Raw genomic sequence first — 16,779 nt, 5'->3', positions numbered from 1 at the left:
CCCGATGCTGCGGGACATCGGCTATGTGTTGGAAAAACTCGATTGGATGCGAGCCGAGCGGATCTGGCCGAACGGCCCGCGTTATCTCTGGACCGATGCCTTTGGGGTGGTGCTGTACGTCTCGCTTTACCGCGAACTGGGCGAGCGCCGCTGGCTCGACGAAGCCGAACGGCTGGTGAGCGATGTGGAACGCGTACTCGGCCGTCCGCGCGGGCTGCGCATCGGCGAGGCGGCCGGCCGCGACGGACAGTACTTTCACTACCTCGCGATGTGGCTTTTTGCGCTGGCACGGCTAGGCGAGGTGAAGCCAGAATACCGCGAACGCGGCATTGCGCTGGCGCGCGACATCCATCGGGCATTCGTCATCCCGGGCCGCGGTGTGGTCTGGAAAATGGAAGAAGACTTGAGCGGTCCCTATCCTGGCTATGGCCTGGGCGCCATGGATGCATATGACGGTTATATCAGCTATCGGCTGCTTGACAGCGATGTGCTCAGGCCCGAGACCGCGGAAATGAGCATCATCATCGAGCAGAGCTATCGCGGGCTCGAAATCGACCAGGACCTGGGGCTCGGTATGATGCTGTGGCTCGCTCACTTCTTTCCACAAGAGCCATGGGCCACCTTGCAAGCGCAACGCGCACTGCGGTCGCTCGACACGATGTGGATTGATCCTCCGGGCTATTTCAGTCGGGCGCCCCGGCTGCGCGACACAAAGTTCGCATTCACCAATTTCGGCGTTTCCTTGGGTCTGCAAGCGACGCATGTTTGGCCCGAGCGCGTCGAGCGCCTGAACACATTTTTTGAAAACTGGCGATCAGGTGATGAATATGATCGTGAGGCAATCACCTGGGTCATGGCATGCACGTCACATTATCCAGGGGCGTTCATCTAAACGACCCGCGCAGTCCCGCGCAGCATCAAGAGGAACATCTGCCGGTTCGCGACATTTGAGGCGGCCGGCCAGGAACGTTTCGCCCTGCTTTGATTTGGCCCCACAGAGCGCGAGCGCGGCGTGCCCGTATCGAGAACCAACCGGATGCATGGAAACCGAGCCGATCCAGCGATGACAGAAAGGAACGAACGCCAGACAGCGCCTTATCCGGCCGAGAAGGCCAGAGGCGGCGAGATCATTCTCCGCACTCCCCTGCGCCGCGCGATCTTTATCGCAGGGCTGGCGGGAGCCGCAGTGTTGGCCCTGCTTCTCGCCTTCGCCCGATTTGCTCATTGAACCAGGCCCTGCGCCGCCAGCGGGAGATTTGCATGGGCAACAGTCAACTCATAATGCAAAGCGGGCATTCAGCCATGACGGCCGCGCCGATCGGGACCGTCCATCGCCAGGCCGGCCCGCAAGTTGGCGCGGACGATCATTTCTTTCGTGAAGTGAACCACGAACTGTCGGACCGGGGTTTTCTGGTCACATCCGCAGACAACCTGATTACCTGGGCACGTAGTGGCTCGCTGATGTGGATGACCTTCGGCCTCGCCTGCTGCGCGATCGAAATGATGCAGATGGCGATGCCACGCTACGACGCCGAACGCTTCGGCTTTGCCCCGCGCGCCTCGCCGCGCCAATCCGACGTGATGATTGTTGCCGGCACATTGTGCAACAAAATGGCGCCAGCATTGCGCAAGGTGTACGATCAGATGCCGGAGCCGCGCTATGTGATCTCGATGGGATCGTGCGCGAATGGTGGCGGCTATTACCACTATTCGTATTCGGTGGTGCGCGGTTGCGATCGGATCGTCCCGGTCGACATCTATGTCCCGGGCTGTCCACCCACCGCCGAGGCACTGTTGTACGGAGTTATGCTCCTGCAAAAGAAGATACGGCGAACGGGCACGATTGAGCGGTGACAAGCTTCGGGACGCTCGCCGGGTGGGTGGAGGCGCCTCATGACCGAAAGCGTACCATCGGTGAAAATGCGCCGGGCTATTCCCGCAGCTTCCATCTGTTTTGCGATCGGAATGACCGTTATCGCCACAGCTGCCTGGCTGGCCGGATCGCGCGCCTGAACGTGGTGCCCACCGCCATAAAATTCCCGGGCGTTGCGGGACATACGACCTCGTCGCACCCGGCACGAAGCATCTCGACCGTTTCCGCAGGTCAACGGTCGTTTAACCAAAGGCGCGACGATGTCGTGTCGCGTTCCATCAGGAGCTTCTCCTCGCCAGGGCAGGTCTCTCATGAACAAGCCGCTGATCTTTTCCCCGGAAGCCACTCGCGCCCATGCAGGCACTATCGCAGCCTGCCTGGGTGCCGGCCTGGCAGAACATGAAGAAACGCGCTTCGATGATGGTGAGTGCAAGCTCAGGCCGCTGGCCGACGCGCGCGGGCGGGAGGCGTTCGTGATCCAGTCGTTGTATGACGGACCGTCCCGCAGCGTACATGACAAGCTATGCGATGTGCTGCTTTTCGCGGGTGCCTTGAAGGATGCGGGCGCCGCGCGCGTGGTCCTGATCGCGCCCTATCTTTGCTATGCGCGGCAGGACCGGCGCACCAAATCGGGCGAGCCGCTTTCGCTGCGGTATGTTGCGCAACTTCTCGAAGCCGCCGGCGTGAATGCGGTTGTGGCGCTGGATGTGCACGATACGGCTGCCTTCGAAAATGCGTTTCGGATTCCGGCGGTGAACGTCGAGTGCGCTCAACTCTTCGCCACGCATTTTGGCAAAGCTCTCGCTGATCAGGATATCGAGGTCATTTCGCCCGATATCGGGGGCGTAAAACGCGCCGAAAGCTTCCGCGATGCGCTTAGCACAACCATGAATGAGGACGTCGAACTGAATGCGCTGGCCAAACGGCGAATAGACCACGTCGTCAGTACCGAGGAGGTTCCGGACGGCGTCCGGGACCGAACGGTGATTGCCTTTGACGATATGATCGCTACCGGCTCCACCATGCTGCGCGCGGTGAAGGCCTGCCGCGAGGGCGGGGCGGCCTATGTAATTGCGGCCGCCACACATGGCCTGTTCCTTCGCTGCGGCGAAGAACTGGTCGCGAGTAGTCTGGTGGATCGGATCATTGTTTCGGATACGATACCGCCCTTCCGTCTCGACGCGCGCCTGGTTGCGGAAAAAGTCACGATTCTGTCGGCGAGCCAGCCGATTGCTGACGCGATTCGCAGAATTGCCGCTGGCTAGTCTGAACGCGATCTCTCGAACTTCCTTGGCACTCATTTCCTGCGTTCAGGCCGCAAGGTCGAGCACGATCTTGCCCTGTGTGTGCTCAGTTTCGAGCTTCTGCTGAGCCGCGCCGGCCTGGCTCAACGGAAAGGTCGCGTCGACGATTGGACGGACCTTCCCCGCGTCGATCAGTTCGCCGATCTCGTTGAGCTGTGCGGCGTTCGGCCGTGCCATATAGACGACCGCGCGCGCGTGCCGCTGTTTGGCCTTTTCTTCCGACGGCTGAGCCAGCGTCGACACGATCGTTCCGCCGTCCTTGAGCACGGCCCAGGAGCGTTCCTGGGTCTCGCCGCCGATGAGATCGAAAACCAGATCGATATCGCGCACCACGTTCTCGAAGCGCTCGGCTTTGTAGTCGACTGCCTGATCAGCGCCGAGCTTCCCGGTAAAATCGATACCGCTGGCCGAGACCGTCGTCGCGACGAACGCGCCTTTTGCCTTCGCGAACTGAATTGCGAAATGGCCAACGCCGCCGGCCCCGCCGTGGATCAGGACGCGCTGTCCGGCCTTGAGGCCACCATGGTCGAACAAGCCTTGCCAGGCTGTCAATGCTGCAAGCGGTACGGCCGCAGCGTGAACATGATCGAGACTGGAGGGTTTGACGGCACCTTCAACTGCCTTGACCAGCACATACTCTTCGTAGCCACCGCGATCCCATCCGAGCATGGCATAGATCGGATCGCCTTTCCTCAGCGTGTGCGCGTCCACCCCGCAGAGTTCAACCGTGCCTGACACGTCGCGCCCGAGCACGACGGGCAATTGCTCCCGCTTCAAGCCGGACTTGCCCGAGCGCATCTTCCAGTCGATGGGATTGACGCTGGCCGCTTGCACCCTCAGGACGACTTCGTCCTCGCGCGGCTGGGGCATCTGGAGTTCGTCAAGCTTGAGGACTTCGGGTCCACCAAATGAATGCAACCGTACAGCTTTCATGATGATCTCGTCCCGGACAGAATCAACCGAATGGAAAAGCTAAAAGCCGATTACACCCATCCGGTTCCTAAGCGCTGGCGCGTTTAATTTCTCACGTAGGTCCGGTGGCTCTCAACGAAATTTGGAGCATTGCCTTGCGCGCCGCTTGGATCGAGCGCGACCCGTCGAGCAGGCGAGCCGCTGTGCTACCAAGGCGATGATCATGCCCGGCTTGCGGTTCCATTCAGCAGCCGCGATGGCGGTCGCGGCTGGGAACGCGGGGCCACCGGGTCAGTTGACTTGCAGTTCGCACGTCAATGGAAGAATCCGCCGAGTTCGCTCCGAGAGCTGCGGATGACGGCGGCCATAGGAGATGACCATGAAAATAATCAACGTAATGAAGCGCGACGCCAAACTCATAGGTCCGGACGATACGCTCCAGCATGCAGCCAAAATGATGAAGGATTGCGATTGCGGCGTGCTTCCTGTGGCTGAAGGTGACCGGCTCGTCGGTATGATCACCGACCGCGATATTGCGGTGCGTTGCATCGCGGAGGGTAAGGGGCCGAATGCCAGAGTTCGCGATGCAATGACACAGGAAGTGAAATACTGCTTCGAGCACGAGGATATATCGCACGTGTGCGCCAACATGAGCGAGATCCAGGTGCGGCGATTGCCGGTCGTGGATCGAAACAAGCGTCTCGTGGGAATCGTGTCTCTCAGCGATTTGGCCCACCAGTCGCCAGCGACTGCCAGGGCGCTGCATGGCATCACGCAGCCGAGCCAGCAACACAACCAGAGCTTCGCTGCCGCCTGAGTGGTATCTCTCTTTCGCAGGACCGTTGGGCACGCCTTCCGGCGCGGAGGATGCTTACGTTGTCGAAGAATATGCTCCAAATGGAACATTGATCCGACAATGGTAGCATTGGCTATGCGCGCGAGCTGGAACGAGGCACGCATGTTGTAGCTGCGCGCGAGGTGTCCGGCCACGTCGATTGCCGTTATCTGCGATGCCCGTCGGGGCAAGCAACGCAGAGCGAATTTACCTGGCCACTGCAATGTCGGCCAGCACGGGCAAATGGTCCGAGTAGGCTCGCGCGCTGCGATCTGTCCATGCCTCCATGATTTCACCACCGGGAGCGACGTAAATCCGATCAAGTCGCATGATCGGAAAACGCGAGGGGAACGTCCGCAGTCTCGTTCTCGATGGGCAGTGTTGTGCCAGTACACCTCTGACCGACTTCACCCAGAACCAGTCGTTGAAGTCACCGACGACGGCTGTCAGCGGCGCATCGATCAGGCGCGCCAACGCAGCCGCCTGAGCGCGCCGCTCACGGATGCTCAGCCCCAGATGAGTGGCAACCACTCTGACTCTGCCGATTGGGCATTCGATGTGCGCGGAGATGGCCCGCCGCGGCTCTCGCTCCTGATAGGAGACGTCCGTCACCGTTGGCTCATCGACAAATGGCCAGCGGCTCAGCAGAACCTGACCGTAGTCGCCATCCTTCGTGACGATAGATCGAGCATCGAATTGATGTCGGCCGACCGCCTTGGCAAGCTCTTTGAACGGGTCAGCTGTCCTATTTCGCGAGTCGACCTCCTGCAAGGCAGCAATATCTGGCGACCATTTCCGAATGGTCGCGCATACGCCGGCAAGGTCGAACTTCGGATTGAGGTTGAACGTGCCGTGTACGTTCCAGGTCAATACCCGAATCGTCGTCATCAACGCCGCTCACCCAGCAAGGTTAGAACGAATTGCACGCCGAGGCAGATCATCATCCAAAGTACGATCGTCAGCCCGATGGCGAGCGCCTTCGATGCGCTGGCTTGATTGACAAAATCCGCAAGCTGGGAGCCGAGTGCAGCCATCGCCGCGATCCCTGGAACCATGCCAAGGACGGTTCCTATCAGAAAGTCGCCCAGCTTCAGCTTGCTCGCTCCCGCTAGTAGGTTGACGACGGAAAATGGAGCGATCGGCACCATTCGGATCAGTGCCACGGCAATGATCCCCTTACTGACGATCCCTTTTTGGATATGAACGGCGCGCGGGCCAAGCAATGATTGCAGAGTTTGCTGACCCAGCACACGGCCGATCACAAAAAGGATAAGCGCGCTCAGGAGAACCCCGGCCGTCGCCGTCAACGAACCGGCCCATGGGCCGAGCACGATCGAGGTTGCGGCAATTAAGACAAGCACTGGAAACGCGACCAGGCCACCAAGGATGAAGCCTGTGATCGCATAGAACGGCGCGAGTGGAGAGTGAGAGTAATGCCCGAGGAGATCTGACACAAAGCCGAGATCGGCGTAGCTGCTCGGCGACAGGTAGCGCCACGCCAGGGCCACGCCGACCAGCGAGATGATGGGTATCCCGATCGAAAGCAGCGTTTTGCCAGTCCATACCTGCCGCGCGGCAGCCGCAACATCGAGCGGATCCTCGGGATCCGCGACCGGCTGAATAATTTCGGTCAAGACCCGAGAGGACGCGTCCTCCGGGTCGAGGGGACGGAGCATGATCCGTGATCCTGGTTTCGAAGTTCCATCCACCAGGGCGAAAAGATCATGCTCTGCCGCCGCAACTTCATGCTCGGCCAACCCGCAGAAATGACCGATCAGTTTGCGTCGCACGGATCGAATAAATGCGCGGTGCGCCTCGCAACCGGCTTCGAAGGCAAGATCGCATTCGGTATCTGCACCCATCGATCTGTTGTTCAGGTTCGCCGAACCGATGCGCAGAAAATCGTCGTCCACGATCATGAGCTTGCTATGGACCATGACGGCTGACGCCTGATCCTCGTCGCCAACCAATGGGTAAACTATTCGGAGCCGATCCGTGACCCGGGCTGTCTGGAACGCGCGCATGAACACCGCTCGACCGCCCTGCATCGCCTGTGTCTCCAGCCACGACGAATGCGCCCGGGGTGTCACGATCAGAACGCGCAGCGACGGAATTTCCGCCATGCGTTGCGCAAGCAGGTCGGCGATCGCCCCCGCCGTTGTGAACTGGCTTTCGACGTAGATGAACCGTGTGGCGGCGCGAATGGAGGCTTCGAAAAGCCGGACGACTTCGCGGACCCGATTTTCAGCCGCTTGTCCGACCTCTGTCCGCGCGACGCCTACTGGAATCCTGCTTGCGTGAACCGCGATCGAGTGCGGCCATCGTTGGCCGGGCGCAGTCGCGATCGGTTCCGTCCTCCAGCCCATGAGAGCGCACCGTTTCCGTGCGATTTCGGCCAGAGCACTTGCGACCTCGCCCTCGACCATGCACTGGACGTCATGAAAAGGTGGATAAGGTTTGCCGTAGGGGTCTTTTCGATATGGGTTTTCGGTCAGATGTTCGCTCGTGTCCCAGCGTCGGATCGTCAGGTCTAGACCACCCGCGAATGCGATCACGTCATCGATGACAACCATTTTCTGATGCTGGGCCGAGCCAAGCGGTAGGCTTGGATCAAGGCAGAACCGGATATTGCCGGAACAGCCCGAGGTAAATCTTTCCGCTGAATCCAATTCTCGCTCGGCAGCATACAGGCCAGAAAAATTCCAGATCAGAATGTGAATCTGAAGCTCGGGCCGGGTCCGCACCAGCGCCTTCAGGAAATCGCCGAACTGTTCCGGAAAGCCGTCGTCTGCGCGGCCGGACGGCCCGACTAGGCGTGTCCTGCTGTGAATGTCCCATCCGACAATGTAGATTTGCCTCTTGGCCAGCAGAAGCGTTGCTCGAAGGGCGCCGAAATATTCGGCAGCATCATTCAGAACCGCAACGCGGGTTGCTCCGCACATTCTCCAGACGGTTTTTCCGGGAACGAGAATGGAGGAGCTTTGTAGCAGGCGAACACCTCAAGAGCACCATGGGATCATTGGCCGGCGCCAAGTCAATGGATCATGCCAGAAAAACGCGCCACGAATGAACGTGTTCCCATACGCGAGGGCGACGAAGCAGTGGTTTGCTTTAACCCACGCTCGTAGCTTCCCCGCATCGCAACGATTGGCACGCCTGCCTTCATGGCTCGGCAAAGGGCGCTCCGGTTGGTCGGGTCGCTGAACTGTTCCCGCCTGATTTCGGTTTCTGTGTGGGAACTGTGAGCGCGACTTCGCGCTTTTTCCCGCACTTCGCCTGTCTCAACCTAGGCCTTGAAGCAAGCCACAGCTCGGTCCGGCGGGATCCGGCAGACGGCTCCTATTGGAACGATGGAAGCCCATCCCGGTTCACTGGAAAGTGCCGAGTTGGAGGTCTTGCATGGTGGAAAGCTTGGCGGCGAAGCATCGGCTCGCCGGCCTGCGGCGGAGCGCTTCGCTTCGGCCAGGAAGGCCGCCCGCACCCGCAAAAGACAAAAGACATGTCGCCTAGGAGCACGTCATGAACGAGGAGATAACGCGCTGCATCGAGACCTGCTTGTCCTGCTACAAGACCTGCCTCTCGACGGCGATGAACCACTGTCTTGAACTGGGCGGCAAGCATGTCGAAGCGGCCCATTTCCGTTTGATGATGGCGTGCGCGGAGATGTGTCGGACCTCGGCCCATTTCATGTTGATCAACACGCCGCATCACAAGCACACCTGCAAGGAGTGCGCGGAGATCTGTGCGGAGTGCGCCAGCGACTGCAGGCGGATCGGCGACATGGACGAATGTGTCGCCGCCTGCGAGGCCTGCGCCGAATCCTGCCGCAAGATGGCGGCGTAAGCGAACCGGCAGGCCGCCTGCTCGTGTACACCGCAGGGTGAGAGCGCGTTGTTGAAGAGGATCATGCCGTGACAGTGCATGCGATGCACGATCGAACCGACGGGCCGGCTTGATCGCGAGCGGATATGCTTCGCATCAATGGGATATTTCTGGAACGGCAGCACGGGGCCTCGGTTGTCCCACCTCCAGAATGAAAGGACATCGCATGAAACCCGCAACGATTGGCTTTGCCGCAGCGCTCGTACTCACCAGCTCTGTCGCGTTCGCTCAGGGCGGTGGTGGTGCAGGCGGCGGTGCTGGTGGCGCGACAGGCATGTCTGGCTCAAGCTCGACCGGGACGACGGGCAGCCCGGGATCCAGCAGCATGAGCAGCGGCACCGCCAGGTCCGAAAGGCGCGGGTCGAGCACAACGGGTTCGACCAGCGGAACCGGTTCAACGGACATGAACTCAACGGACATGAACAAGGGGACAACCGGCACAATGAGCCCACACGCGGGCTCGACCGGCAAGTAAACGCCACGGCGCAGATCGCGGCATCAATGCGTTGCAGCGAACTGCGTTTCGTATTGAGCTGGATCGACTGCTCGACTGCATGCGCCAGACATGGGGCCGAGCTCGGCTCGTGCGAGGAGCCAAGCTCGGTCCGTACCGATTTTACTCCACCCCAGCCGGCTGCACGATCGAACCGATCGGCCGGCGTGATCAAACGCAAATCTATAAGTGCTCAGTCGCTGTAGTGCGCCGGTGGCAAAGCCGAACTCGGCGCAAATCTCGTCCAGAACCTGATTAAAACTGTGGCAGCTGTGGCGTGATTGCGCGCCGGTGCCTCGGATCAAGTTGCGGGATTCGAGGATGCAACCTCGATTGTCTCGTGATATCCTCGTCTCGGGGATGGAATTGACCGTCCTCCCGCATCATGCCCATGACGTCATCGTCACGCTTCGTTACGCGTCCCGCTGTCGCACTCCCAACGATTGCACTGTTGCTGTGTGGCCTGAGCGGCACGGCAATGTCCCAACCGACGCAATCGGGCGGTGGCGGCGTCGAGCTTCCCCGCGTCACGGTCGACGCGCCGAAGCAAATGGCGAGGCCGCACAAGCCAACGTATCACGTGGCAGCCCGCAGCACCGGGTATCGGACGTCGTCACCCGCATCGAGCATCGCGACGGCGCCAATGTCTGATGCCGCGAAGCTCGCCAAGCTCGAACGCGAAACGAGCAGCTGCGCCGGCGGTTGCCAGTCGAGCTTCAAGTCCGCCAAGGGGCCGTGGACCGGCTGCAACGTTTCGGGCGGCGTGTATTCGTTCACGTGGCGGAACATCGGCAACTACAAGACCTACGACGAGTGCAAGGAGGCCGGACGGGTCACCGGCTGGCGCTCCGGTGAAACCTCGGCGTATTGCAGCAGCCTGGCGTTGAAGTAGGGCATCACGCCTGTTGCGGACCGGCGATCGCGGCACGCGGGGGCGCTGGCCGACAGATGCAACGGGCGTCGCCGCATGGCTCGAATGCCTCGGGCGCTTGTCGGAGACATGAGTTGAATTCACGAGTTGAATTCACGCCTCGTCTTCCTGTGATATTGCTGGCCTCTGCATCTTCCCGCGAGGCCATCATGCTCCCCATTCCCGCCGACATCTTCACCGAGCCCGAGGACGTCTCGCCCGCCGGCCTTGCCAATCTCGGCCCGCTGCGCCGTCTTGCCGGCATCTGGCAGGCGGAGAAGGGCATCGACGTCAATCCGAAGGCGCAGGGGCCTGAGCGGCGGGTGTTCATCGAGCATATCCGGATGGACCCGATCGATCCGCAAGCCAACGGGCCGCAGCTTCTTTACGGGCTGCGCTATCACATCCACATCAACACGCCTGAGGAAGATATCACCTTCCACGACCAGGTCGGCTATTGGCTATGGGAGCCCGCGACCGGGCTGATCATGCAGACGCTAGCGATCCCGCGCGGGCAGGTCCTGCTCGCCTCGGGCAAGGCCGGGCCGGATGACAAGACGATCTCCGTGACGGCCAAGCGCGGCGATACCGCTTACGGAATCTGCTCGACCGATTTCCTGGAACAGGCCTTTCGCACCGACTCCTATCGCTGCGACATCACCTTCAACGATGACGGAAGCTGGACCTATCTGATCCAGACCGAGTTGTTCGTGCGCGGCGCGCCATTCAACGATCATGACAGCAACACGCTCAAGCTCGTCGCGCCGCCAAAGCTCAATCCGCTGGCGGTGATCGTAAACGATCGCGCCAAGGGCAATGAGCCGGCCGCCTGAGCGCGGCCTGGAGATACCCCATGAAGCCTTACGTCATCTGTCTGATGCACTCCAGCCTGGATGGCCGCACCCATCCCAGCCGCTGGCGCCCGAAAGGCGCGGGCACCGACTGGTTCGAGAAGATCCATGGCGAGCTCGGCGGCGATGCCTGGGTGATCGGCCGCGTCACCGGATCCGAGTTCGCCAAGGGGAAGCCTTATCCCGCGACGACTGCGACATTTCCGCGCGAAAACTGGTTCGCGCGGCGTGATGCGAAAATCTACGGCGTCGTGCTCGACGCGCACGGCAAGATCGGCTGGGGCCGCTCCGATATCGGCGGCGATCCGATCGTGGTGGTGCTGACCGAGAGCGTGCCGGATTCGCATCTGGCTGGGCTCCGCGGCGAGGGCGTATCCTACATCTTTGGCGGCACGTCGGAGATCGACCTCGTGCTGACGCTCGATATCCTCAATCGCGAGCTCGGCGTGAAGCGCTTGCTGGTGGAGGGCGGCGGCGTTGCCAATGGCGCATTCCTGCGCGCCGGTCTGATCGACGAATTCAATCTGATCCTCAGCCCCGCGATCGACGGCGCCAGGGGCGCACCCTTCGTGTTCGACTCGACGGACGTGGAGAGCGACCAGCGCGCGCCACTGACTGCGATGACGCTGGAAAGCACGCGACCGCTCGGCGGCGGCGTGCTGCTGCTGCGCTACCTCATCCAGAACGACCCGCAAGCCGTGGCCAAGTAAAGCAGCGGCATGTCGGGACAATCGGAGCATATCGTTGTCATCGGCGCCGGCGCGGCCGGGCTGATGGCGGCGCGCAAGCTGGCACGTGCGGGCAGGACGGTAACGATCCTGGAGGCGCGCGAGCGCTGCGGGGGGCGCATCCTGCCGCTGCCGGCGTCGGAGTTTGGCTACCCCGCCGATGCCGGCGCCGAATTCGTCCCTGGCGAAGCGCCGGTCACGCGCGGGCTCCTGCGCGAGGCCGGGCTGTCCGTCCAGGAGATCGAAGGCACGCAGTGGAGCTTTGACGGCACGAGACTCTCGCGCGAGGATCGGCACGATCCGGATCAGGCGGAGTTGCATGACGTGCTCGGGGCGTTGCAGGACGACCTCACCGTCGCCGATTTCCTGCGCCGGCATTTTGCCGGGCCTGACTATGACCGGCTGCGCCATTCGATCGGGCGGATGGTTGAGGGCTACGACGCCGCTGATCCCGAGCGTGCCTCGACGCTGGCGCTGCGCGAGGAATGGATGGACGGCGGACGTCACACGCAGGCGCGCATCGTCGGCGGCTATGGCGCGCTGATTGACTTTCTGGCGGGCGAGTGCCGCGGGCTTGGCGTGACGTTTCGCTTCGGCTGCGCGGTGTCGGCGATCGAGGAGACGGGCGGCCCGCTGGCCGTCCGCTGTGCCGGCGGCGATTTGCATGGCTGCGATCGCGCGGTCCTCACTGTTCCGCTGCCGTTGCTGCGCGACATCGCGCTTCCGGAGAGCGCACGCGCGAAGGCCGCTTCCGCCGGCGACATTGGTTTCGGCAGTGTCATCAAAATCCTGCTGCGGTTCGCGCGGCCGTGGTGGCGCGAGCGAAACGAAGATCTCGCGGACATGACCTTCCTGCTATCGGACCAGTCGATCCCGGTGTGGTGGACGCGGCATCCGGACCAGCACCCCGTGCTCACCGGCTGGTTCGGCGGCCCGCGGACGGCCGAGCTGGCGACGCTCGATCGCCACGGGCTGATCGAGGCCGGTCTCGATTCGCTTGGCGCCATCTTCGGGATGTCGCGGGACGACATCGCGCGCGATCTCGTCGCGACTGCGGCGACCAACTGGCTGCACGATCCGTTCGCCCGCGGCGCCTATTCCTGGGCGACGCCGCGGACACGCGAGGCGCAGGCGATCCTTGCGTGCGCCGACGGCCCGGTGTTGTTCTCCGGCGAAGCGCTCTATCGCGGCGCGTCATGGGCACGGTGGAGGCGGCGCTGGCGAGCGGGCTGGAGACGGCGGAAATGATTTTGCGGGGATAAGAAAAAGGCCCGCACATTCGCGGGCCTTTCGTCTCACCATCGGCCGCCGCCGAATCCGAACGTCACACTGGGACCGCCGCCGCCGTAATATCCGTATGGTCCGCCGCCATAATAGCCGCGGTGCCGCGGATAATAGCCGTAGCTCCGGTAATGCGGCCGGTAGTAGCCGTGATGGCGCCAGTGGTGGCGATGTCCATAGCCGTAATGGTGATACCTGTGCTGCGCGCTGATGTCGGTCGATTGGCCGATCTGCCCGTTCTGCTTGGCGGTTCCGCCGTCGGCCGCATATGCCGCGGATCCACCGGCGAGTGCCGCAGCACCGACGGCCATCGCGGCAAAGAGATACTTCATGTCGTCACTCCAGTTGAGATATCGAGTGACAACACATGGGCGTCCGGCGTGTTCCGGCCAGTGCGGGCGTCGAAACGACGCAGACGGGAATTCCGATCAACGCGTGAATGTTCGATGTGCCGCGATCTATTGTCACGTCGCTTCGAACGAAGCGATCACGTCATCGGCGGCGACGATGCGCGCGAATTCGCCGTTGAGATTCGACAGCGTCATTGCATGAACTTCTTCAGCCGAATGCTTGTCGCCATCTGGCCCGATCCGGTCGAAGGTCCAGGTCGCATCGCGCACCAGCTGCGCGTCGAAGCCGAGGTTGCCGGCCATCCGCGTCGTCGTCTCGACACAATGATTGGTGGTGGCGCCGCAGATCACGAGCGTCGTGATGTTGACCGCGCGCAGGCGCGTATCGAGATCGGTCCCGATGAAGGCGCTGTTGACGCGCTTGACGACCACCGCCTCACCCGGCGCTTCGCGCGCCTCGTCCTTGACCGCGTAGCCGGAGTTTTGCGGCAGGAACGACGAGGTCGGCTTGGTGCCCTCGTGGCGGATGTGGAAGATCGGCGCGCCGCTCCTCCTGAATGCCGCGAGCAGATCGGCGATGCGCGCCACCGCATCCGGATTGTTGCGCCGCTTGCCTGCCGCCTCCCATTCGTCGAACGCGCGCTGAACATCGACGACGAGGAGGGCGGGGAGGGGACTGCGCATGGAGGACGGCTCTCAGTCTTGCTTACTGCGCCAAATATGCGAGGCAACGGCGGCGGCCGGCAATGCCGATTTTCCCTCCTTTCGGGACGGCTCACGTGCCCCGTCCGGGACACGAGAGTGGGTTGCACCGGCGTCGCGCGTCCTCCTCACGGATGCGGATCGGGGAAGCCGTGGCGTTCGGAGAGCGCGGCGAGGATCGCGTCCTTGTCGGCAACGAACGCGCGGCCCTGGTGGCTGCCGGTCTGGTGCCGCGACGTCGCCCCATCCGCCAGCACGAGCAGCGGCAGCGACTGGTCCTCCTCGCCGACCAGCGCTATCACCGGCTGCCTTGGGTGCGGCCATGCGATGCGCTCGACCTCGAGCTTTTTGGAAAGCGCCGGAAACGAGGCGAGCACGCCCTCGATCAGCGCGCAATGCCAGCAATAGAAGTGCCGGCCCGGAAATGCGGGGTCTTCGAAACCGGGCCGCAGCAGAAACAAAAGGTCGCGTGTCATGGCTCGCTCCGAAGCATGGCGCAAATCATACACAATGACTGGTGTCCGGCGTCATGCGTTCCGGCTTTTTCGCCAGGACGGGATGCCGTTACTTGAACGGATCCTGGATCGACGGCGACGATTGCCGGATCCGGCGCACGCTCACCGGCTTGCCGTCCGAGACGAACAGCAGCTCATATCGGCGGCCATCGCTGTCGGTGGCTGAGCAGGTGACATCCGTCACCTTCTTGGCGGCGAAATTGCCGGTCTGGCGGCAGACGCCCGTCGAGGTCTGCTCGGCCGGCACCGGCAGGCCGTCGATCCTCGGCCGATCCTTGGAATTGAGCAGCATGCGGTCGATCCGCAGCTCGTAGGAATTGTCGTCGGCCCGCTTACCGTTCTCGCCGGAGAACGACACGACATGGTTGTCGTCGGCGGGATCGTCGACGGCGACCGTAAAATTGACCCGGCCCTTGTCGCCATGGGCGTAGGCTACAGTCCTGCAGGGAAAGGTGCGCCCAGCGACCTTCAGCGTCTTGCAGTGACCGGACATCAGGGCCAGCAGGTCAACGAAGGAATTCTGCTGCGCCGGCGGATTGTTGACCGGGATCGGCGCGGAAGGCTCGCCAAAACAAGGACTTGCGAGAGCCACGAGGGCCGCGGCGAGGACCGGTCGGCGGAGGCGCATCGTCAAGCTCGTATGCCAGGGGGCCACGGCGGCGGAAAAGTTCCGTCCAACAACGATCGAACCGCAAATTGGTTGCGATCCCGTTTGTTCAGCCAAGCCCGCTTGGAATACCACTGCACCATCCATCGGCGATTCGCCTGATCGCCCGCCCCGTCCTAGCAGGCACTTGCTGCCAGGCTGATGTTTTTTTCGTGGCAGAGCTAGCCCATCGCGGCCTGCCAGCGCGTGTCCCGACGGGACGGCGGTGCAGGCGGGCGTCGAGCAGCGCGCGGGCGCGGGGCAGCTCGCCGCTGCGCATGAGCGCGACGATGTAGGTATCCTCGATCAGTTCGCGCTGGGCATGGCTGCCGCCGATGCGCACGACCTCGCCGAGGATGGGCGAGAGCGTTTGCCCGCATGAGGCGTAATCCCGGTCGGCAAAGGCCACGAGCGCTCGGCAGATCGCCGGTACCACGGGACCGGCCGGCAGCTTGCCGTCGCCGAGCCGCTGCTCGATCGCCGCAAGGCGCGCAGCGAGCGCCTCTTGGTTCTGCGTCGCCGCAGCGAACAGCGCCATGTGGACGTCGGCAAAGGGAAGGCTCGATTTCGGAAACAGTTTTTGCGCGGTGGCATCGGCATCAAGCCAGAGCGCCTCCGGCACGGTGTGGCCGTAAGCCGACAGGCGCCACAAGAGCGAGGCGCCGTCGGTGATGACGTTCAGCGGCGGCGCCTGCGTGGCGGAGGGCTGAAGCACGTCGGCATAGATCGCAAGCGCGCGCGCCGCATCGCCATGTTCGAGCGCGCCGAGCGCCTGGTGCCAGCGGATATGGCCGTGCAGAATGCCGGTGCGGTCGTACGATTGTATCCAGTCGTCGACGAGACGATCAGCCGCGTCGATCGAGCCGTCCTCGAACATCGCATGCAGCACCGCGTGTGCGGCATGCGCGTTCGCGCGCCGCAACGCGAAGCCGCGCTCAGTCACCGCGCGGCCTCGGGCGACGTTGCCGTTCTCGGTCATGGCCCAGCCGTAAAGCGTCAGGAACCACCAGTCCTCGCTATAGTGATGCGCGACGCGCTCGCAGAGCTCATGCCGGGCGCGGTCGTGATCGGGCATGCCGGAGAACGCGAACAGGCCGAACGCACCGAGCGGCAGCGACAGCACCACGACATCGCGTGGCCACGCGTCGATGTGCTTCAGCGTCAATGCGATCGCCTCGGGCAGCTGTCCCTCGATCGCGAGCGCCAGCGTCTCGACGTGCGAACGCTCGCGTTCCGTGCCGCGTTTCGCCACGAGCTCGCGTGCGAGCGCCGCCTTGCTTCGTGCGAGGTCGCCCTGCTGATAGAAGCCATGCACGCGGGCGCGGGCGATATGGGCCAGCGCGAAATCCGGATCAGCCGCCATGGCGCGCTCCAGGGTCTCCGCCGTGCCGGTCCAGCCGGCGAGCATGAGGTCGACACCTTCGCGATAGGCGCTTGCCGCCTCGTGTGAAGAGGTGGAGAGCGGCAGGCCGTAGCGGTCTTCGTGCGCCATCCTTG

General features: G+C 62.7%; 17 protein-coding genes and 3 pseudogenes. 10 read left to right on the top strand and 10 right to left on the bottom strand.

All coding sequences use genetic code 11. The annotated features are described in order from the left end of the window. Positions 1-4: 4 nt before the first annotated feature. Positions 5-892: a hypothetical protein gene (locus IVA80_RS23525; RefSeq protein ID WP_247435926.1), complete on the top strand. Its 888-nt coding sequence runs from the start codon at positions 5-7 to the stop codon at positions 890-892. On the opposite strand, the gene IVA80_RS23520 is transcribed toward IVA80_RS23525, so the two are convergent. Next, positions 866-1,225 carry a hypothetical protein gene (locus IVA80_RS23520; RefSeq protein WP_247435924.1) on the bottom strand — a complete coding sequence of 120 codons (360 nt, stop codon included), beginning with the start codon at positions 1,223-1,225 and terminating at the stop codon, positions 866-868. The two genes, IVA80_RS23525 and IVA80_RS23520, sit on opposite strands and share 27 nt — an antisense overlap. 77 nt (positions 1,226-1,302) lie before the next feature. Here IVA80_RS23520 and IVA80_RS23515 point away from each other — a divergent pair, with 77 nt between their 5' ends. Next, positions 1,303-1,854 carry an NADH-quinone oxidoreductase subunit B gene (locus tag IVA80_RS23515; RefSeq protein WP_247436044.1) on the top strand — a complete coding sequence of 184 codons (552 nt, stop codon included), beginning with the start codon at positions 1,303-1,305 and terminating at the stop codon, positions 1,852-1,854. 330 nt (positions 1,855-2,184) lie between these two features. Next, positions 2,185-3,138, top strand: a complete 954-nt coding sequence (locus tag IVA80_RS23510) for a ribose-phosphate pyrophosphokinase (protein ID WP_247435921.1) — start codon at positions 2,185-2,187, stop codon at positions 3,136-3,138. A 45-nt stretch (positions 3,139-3,183) separates the two neighbouring features. Here the strand turns inward: IVA80_RS23510 and IVA80_RS23505 are convergent, their stop codons facing one another. Then, positions 3,184-4,047: an NADP-dependent oxidoreductase gene (locus IVA80_RS23505; RefSeq protein ID WP_247435918.1), complete on the bottom strand. Its 864-nt coding sequence runs from the start codon at positions 4,045-4,047 to the stop codon at positions 3,184-3,186. A 421-nt stretch (positions 4,048-4,468) separates the two neighbouring features. On the opposite strand from IVA80_RS23505, the gene IVA80_RS23500 reads away from it, so the two are divergent. Further along, positions 4,469-4,906: a CBS domain-containing protein gene (locus tag IVA80_RS23500; RefSeq protein ID WP_247435916.1), complete on the top strand. Its 438-nt coding sequence runs from the start codon at positions 4,469-4,471 to the stop codon at positions 4,904-4,906. Between the two features lie 225 nt (positions 4,907-5,131). Here the strand turns inward: IVA80_RS23500 and IVA80_RS23495 are convergent, their stop codons facing one another. Next, a complete protein-coding gene (locus IVA80_RS23495; protein ID WP_247435913.1) occupies positions 5,132-5,812 on the bottom strand; it encodes an endonuclease/exonuclease/phosphatase family protein in 681 nt (226 codons plus the stop codon). Continuing rightward, complete coding sequence (locus IVA80_RS23490; protein ID WP_247435911.1) at positions 5,812-7,866, bottom strand: VTT domain-containing protein; 2,055 nt, start codon at positions 7,864-7,866, stop codon at positions 5,812-5,814. Before IVA80_RS23490 ends, IVA80_RS23495 begins: the two co-directional genes overlap by 1 nt. 459 nt (positions 7,867-8,325) lie before the next feature. On the opposite strand from IVA80_RS23490, the pseudogene IVA80_RS23485 reads away from it, so the two are divergent. Beyond that, positions 8,326-8,529 (top strand): annotated as a pseudogene (locus IVA80_RS23485) (hypothetical protein); the annotation flags it as partial. Continuing rightward, positions 8,444-8,767 (top strand): four-helix bundle copper-binding protein, encoded by a 324-nt coding sequence (locus IVA80_RS23480; protein WP_247435908.1) that lies wholly within the window; start codon positions 8,444-8,446, stop codon positions 8,765-8,767. The pseudogene IVA80_RS23485 and the gene IVA80_RS23480, both read left to right, overlap by 86 nt. A 267-nt stretch (positions 8,768-9,034) precedes the next feature. On the opposite strand, the gene IVA80_RS23475 is transcribed toward IVA80_RS23480, so the two are convergent. Beyond that, positions 9,035-9,232 carry a hypothetical protein gene (locus tag IVA80_RS23475; protein WP_247435905.1) on the bottom strand — a complete coding sequence of 66 codons (198 nt, stop codon included), beginning with the start codon at positions 9,230-9,232 and terminating at the stop codon, positions 9,035-9,037. Positions 9,233-9,750: 518 nt separating this feature from the next. Between IVA80_RS23475 and IVA80_RS23470 the strand changes: the two genes are divergently transcribed. From IVA80_RS23470 to IVA80_RS23455, 4 genes and pseudogenes are all read left to right on the top strand, one after another. After that, positions 9,751-10,191 (top strand): hypothetical protein, encoded by a 441-nt coding sequence (locus IVA80_RS23470; RefSeq protein ID WP_247435902.1) that lies wholly within the window; start codon positions 9,751-9,753, stop codon positions 10,189-10,191. 188 nt (positions 10,192-10,379) lie between these two features. After that, the gene (locus tag IVA80_RS23465; RefSeq protein ID WP_247435899.1) at positions 10,380-11,042 is read left to right on the top strand and encodes a heme-binding beta-barrel domain-containing protein; all 663 of its coding nucleotides are present in this window, start codon (positions 10,380-10,382) and stop codon (positions 11,040-11,042) included. A 20-nt stretch (positions 11,043-11,062) separates the two neighbouring features. Further along, complete coding sequence (locus IVA80_RS23460; RefSeq protein ID WP_247435895.1) at positions 11,063-11,770, top strand: dihydrofolate reductase family protein; 708 nt, start codon at positions 11,063-11,065, stop codon at positions 11,768-11,770. A 9-nt stretch (positions 11,771-11,779) separates the two neighbouring features. After that, positions 11,780-13,050 (top strand): annotated as a pseudogene (locus IVA80_RS23455) (NAD(P)/FAD-dependent oxidoreductase). Between the two features lie 33 nt (positions 13,051-13,083). On the opposite strand, the gene IVA80_RS23450 reads toward IVA80_RS23455, so the two are convergent. From IVA80_RS23450 to IVA80_RS23430, 5 genes and pseudogenes are all read right to left on the bottom strand, one after another. Then, a complete protein-coding gene (locus tag IVA80_RS23450) occupies positions 13,084-13,401 on the bottom strand; it encodes a hypothetical protein (protein ID WP_247435892.1) in 318 nt (105 codons plus the stop codon). A gap of 132 nt (positions 13,402-13,533) precedes the next feature. Beyond that, the gene (locus tag IVA80_RS23445; protein WP_247435888.1) at positions 13,534-14,103 is read right to left on the bottom strand and encodes a cysteine hydrolase family protein; all 570 of its coding nucleotides are present in this window, start codon (positions 14,101-14,103) and stop codon (positions 13,534-13,536) included. Between the two features lie 146 nt (positions 14,104-14,249). Then, positions 14,250-14,597, bottom strand: coding sequence for a DUF3088 domain-containing protein (locus tag IVA80_RS23440; RefSeq protein ID WP_247435885.1), 348 nt, complete (start codon positions 14,595-14,597; stop codon positions 14,250-14,252). 88 nt (positions 14,598-14,685) lie between these two features. Next, positions 14,686-15,264: a hypothetical protein gene (locus tag IVA80_RS23435; RefSeq protein ID WP_247435882.1), complete on the bottom strand. Its 579-nt coding sequence runs from the start codon at positions 15,262-15,264 to the stop codon at positions 14,686-14,688. Positions 15,265-15,464: 200 nt separating this feature from the next. Then, a pseudogene (locus IVA80_RS23430) lies at positions 15,465-16,774 on the bottom strand (tetratricopeptide repeat protein). Between the last annotated feature and the right edge of the window lie 5 nt (positions 16,775-16,779).

The organism is Bradyrhizobium sp. 139 (genome assembly GCF_023074175.1).
In the GTDB taxonomy this organism is placed as follows: Bacteria; Pseudomonadota; Alphaproteobacteria; order Rhizobiales; family Xanthobacteraceae; genus Bradyrhizobium.
This window is presented reverse-complemented; position numbering and strand designations above follow the sequence as displayed.

Bases quoted from the DNA above. Each gene is read 5' to 3' on its own strand.
- IVA80_RS23435 (WP_247435882.1), bottom strand. From the start codon at position 15,264: ATGCGCCTCCGCCGACCGGTCCTCGCCGCGGCCCTCGTGGCTCTCGCA.
- IVA80_RS23460 (WP_247435895.1), top strand. From the start codon at position 11,063: ATGAAGCCTTACGTCATCTGTCTGATGCACTCCAGCCTGGATGGCCGC.
- IVA80_RS23520 (WP_247435924.1), bottom strand. From the start codon at position 1,225: ATGAGCAAATCGGGCGAAGGCGAGAAGCAGGGCCAACACTGCGGCTCC.
- IVA80_RS23450 (WP_247435892.1), bottom strand. From the start codon at position 13,401: ATGAAGTATCTCTTTGCCGCGATGGCCGTCGGTGCTGCGGCACTCGCC.
- IVA80_RS23505 (WP_247435918.1), bottom strand. From the start codon at position 4,047: ATGCCCCAGCCGCGCGAGGACGAAGTCGTCCTGAGGGTGCAAGCGGCC.
- IVA80_RS23440 (WP_247435885.1), bottom strand. From the start codon at position 14,597: ATGACACGCGACCTTTTGTTTCTGCTGCGGCCCGGTTTCGAAGACCCC.
- IVA80_RS23445 (WP_247435888.1), bottom strand. From the start codon at position 14,103: ATGCGCAGTCCCCTCCCCGCCCTCCTCGTCGTCGATGTTCAGCGCGCG.
- IVA80_RS23510 (WP_247435921.1), top strand. From the start codon at position 2,185: ATGAACAAGCCGCTGATCTTTTCCCCGGAAGCCACTCGCGCCCATGCA.
- IVA80_RS23495 (WP_247435913.1), bottom strand. From the start codon at position 5,812: ATGACGACGATTCGGGTATTGACCTGGAACGTACACGGCACGTTCAAC.
- IVA80_RS23465 (WP_247435899.1), top strand. From the start codon at position 10,380: ATGCTCCCCATTCCCGCCGACATCTTCACCGAGCCCGAGGACGTCTCG.
- IVA80_RS23480 (WP_247435908.1), top strand. From the start codon at position 8,444: ATGAACGAGGAGATAACGCGCTGCATCGAGACCTGCTTGTCCTGCTAC.
- IVA80_RS23490 (WP_247435911.1), bottom strand. From the start codon at position 7,866: ATGTGCGGAGCAACCCGCGTTGCGGTTCTGAATGATGCTGCCGAATAT.
- IVA80_RS23525 (WP_247435926.1), top strand. From the start codon at position 5: ATGCTGCGGGACATCGGCTATGTGTTGGAAAAACTCGATTGGATGCGA.
- IVA80_RS23500 (WP_247435916.1), top strand. From the start codon at position 4,469: ATGAAAATAATCAACGTAATGAAGCGCGACGCCAAACTCATAGGTCCG.
- IVA80_RS23515 (WP_247436044.1), top strand. From the start codon at position 1,303: ATGACGGCCGCGCCGATCGGGACCGTCCATCGCCAGGCCGGCCCGCAA.